Below are 2,130 nucleotides of genomic sequence, written 5' to 3'. Positions count from 1 at the left end.
CGTTAAGACCTTCTGCGCCAATGGTACTATGTCCTAAGGCATGGGAGAGTAGGTCGCCGCCCGGTCCGCTAGACACGATGCAATTACATTCTCCGGTTTACATCAAAACATACAAAACCCCCGCGCCATCTGGCCGGGGGTTTTGTTGTTTCGCGAACCAGGCATGACCTCGGAGAGCCGTCATGATTGAAATCATTGCATCGCAGCCAGGGCATGGCGACCGAGTCATTGAGATCTGGCGCTCAGCCGTCGACGCTACGCATGACTTTCTCTCGCCCGAAGATCGCCAGTCCCTCGATCACGAGGTATCTGAGTTCCTGCCGCAAGCGCCGCTTTGGTTGGCGCGAGTGGAGGGGGATCTCATCGCCGGCTTCATGATGGTGACCGGCCGTCATATGGACGCGCTCTTCATTGACCCGGATCTACATGGCCGGGGTGTGGGCCGGTCACTCGTCGAGCATGCGATCACCCTGCACGGCGATCTCACAACAGATGTGAACGCGCAAAACCCCGGCGCCATAGCTTTTTACAAAGCTCTGGGGTTTGTTGAGACGGGGCGATCTGACCGGGACGATCAGGGGCGGGCCTATCCGATCATTCATCTTGCGCGGGGCGGGGCTCCCACGGATTGATCAGCGGGACTCCTGTGGGGATGAAGTCCTTTACATTGCGAGTCACGATCGACATGCCATGTTCCAGGGCGGTGGCCGCAATCAGCGCGTCCCGTTCTGAACGCGGGTCAGGCACATGCAGGTCTGCGCATCTCAAGGCGACGGCTTCGTTGATCGCTAACACACGTCCCGCGAAGGCCGGCCGGACATGCTCTTCCATCCAGCGTCTGAGCAGAGCGCCTTTCACATCATCCTTGCGGGCTATCCGAAGAATTCCGATCTCAAGCTCCATCAGGCTGATGACCGAGAGATAGAACTGTCCGGCATCCTTATCTGTCAGCCAGGCGACAAGGTTGGGATCGGCGCGCCCATCACCGACTTTTCTGAGTTCGGACACCACATTGGTGTCGAGCATCATCATGTCAGGTCAGGCACGTTGAGATCGAGCGCCACGCGCTCAGGCTCCAGCGCGATGTCTGACAGGCCCGGCAAGGCGAGCGCGTCGACCAGACTCACGTGCTGCGCGGTCAGTTGCTCATAGTCTTCGATAGACAAAAGAACATGGGCCGGCTTGCCGCGATCGGTGATGATCACGGGCCCTGTCTTAGACGCCCGCTTGGCGGCGCCGAGATCCTGATTCAGTTCGCGACTGCTGACAGTGGTGATCGACATGTCGGCCTCCAGAATTTGTGGTTACGTTACTACAAATGGGAAGTCAGATCAATGGAGGCAAGGCTGAACAGCATTCATTTCCCGGGCAAGCCAGGGACTGGCGCTTCAATGGCTCGAAGAGATCTTGGAGCGGCGCCGCCGGCGCGGGCTTGCGGTCGCCGTGAGAGCATTGGGAATGCGTAGGGGCAGGCGCCAAAAGGCGCCGGCGACTGCACACACGGCGTTGACCGCATCAGGGGAGGGGCGTACACACCGCCTCCCAGCGACGGGCTGCCCTGATTTCCTTCTGGATACGGAGCAGTTCTGAAGCGGGCGTCAGGATGACAAACGGGACTTCCCGCTTTGTCGATCGTTAACAGAGCGAAGACACACGCAAGTGAAGATCCTCTGCTAAACGGACTTGGCGAAGAGGGACGGGGTCTATAGACACCGCACCTCGCACTTTTGAGGGCGCACCGCCGACTGCGGGGTTCCTGAGAAAGTCGATTGACGCAGAGCCGGACGGTCCTTACCAACCGCGTTCTTCGTTAAAGAGGCAGCTGCAGGAAACATAGTTTTCTGAAGATGTTTCGAAGCGGTCACCAGAACAGAATTGATGCTTTCAGTTCTGTTTCATGTCGCCGCAGACCGTGAATGCGAAACGCTGAAACGGGATGCGGACACAGGGTTGACCGAGAGATGCGGGATCGTTAGACACCGCGCCTCACGCTTTGAACGGAAAGCTCGCAACTGCAGCGGCCCTGAAAAAGCGATTGACCGGGTAGTTTGGTTCTTATAGAAACCGCGCTCCTTGGTTGGCCCTCGGGTTTGGCGTTTCGGCGCTGCACATGAGGGGTTGACGGAAGGT

Annotated in this window: 3 protein-coding genes; 1 reads left to right on the top strand and 2 read right to left on the bottom strand. The window is 58.4% G+C overall.

Going from position 1 to position 2,130, the window contains the following annotated elements; all coding sequences use genetic code 11:
* Positions 1-182: 182 nt before the first annotated feature.
* The gene (locus G405_RS0114535) at positions 183-632 is read left to right on the top strand and encodes an acetyltransferase (RefSeq protein ID WP_022702251.1); all 450 of its coding nucleotides are present in this window, start codon (positions 183-185) and stop codon (positions 630-632) included.
* Here the strand turns inward: G405_RS0114535 and G405_RS0114530 are convergent.
* Both G405_RS0114530 and G405_RS0114525 read right to left on the bottom strand, forming a co-directional pair.
* Entirely contained in the window at positions 595-1,032 is a 438-nt protein-coding gene (locus tag G405_RS0114530; RefSeq protein ID WP_022702250.1) for a type II toxin-antitoxin system VapC family toxin, read from the bottom strand. The two genes, G405_RS0114535 and G405_RS0114530, sit on opposite strands and share 38 nt — an antisense overlap.
* Positions 1,029-1,283 carry a type II toxin-antitoxin system Phd/YefM family antitoxin gene (locus tag G405_RS0114525; protein WP_022702249.1) on the bottom strand — a complete coding sequence of 85 codons (255 nt, stop codon included), beginning with the start codon at positions 1,281-1,283 and terminating at the stop codon, positions 1,029-1,031. Before G405_RS0114525 ends, G405_RS0114530 begins: the two co-directional genes overlap by 4 nt.
* Between the last annotated feature and the right edge of the window lie 847 nt (positions 1,284-2,130).

The sequence above is a fragment of the Oceanicaulis alexandrii DSM 11625 genome, from assembly GCF_000420265.1.
Taxonomy (GTDB): Bacteria; Pseudomonadota; Alphaproteobacteria; order Caulobacterales; family Maricaulaceae; genus Oceanicaulis; species Oceanicaulis alexandrii.
The sequence above is the reverse complement of the archived record's forward strand: the minus strand, read 5'-3'. Positions and strand labels throughout refer to the sequence as shown.

Bases quoted from the DNA above. Each gene is read 5' to 3' on its own strand.
- G405_RS0114530 (WP_022702250.1), bottom strand. From the start codon at position 1,032: ATGATGATGCTCGACACCAATGTGGTGTCCGAACTCAGAAAAGTCGGT.
- G405_RS0114535 (WP_022702251.1), top strand. From the start codon at position 183: ATGATTGAAATCATTGCATCGCAGCCAGGGCATGGCGACCGAGTCATT.
- G405_RS0114525 (WP_022702249.1), bottom strand. From the start codon at position 1,283: ATGTCGATCACCACTGTCAGCAGTCGCGAACTGAATCAGGATCTCGGC.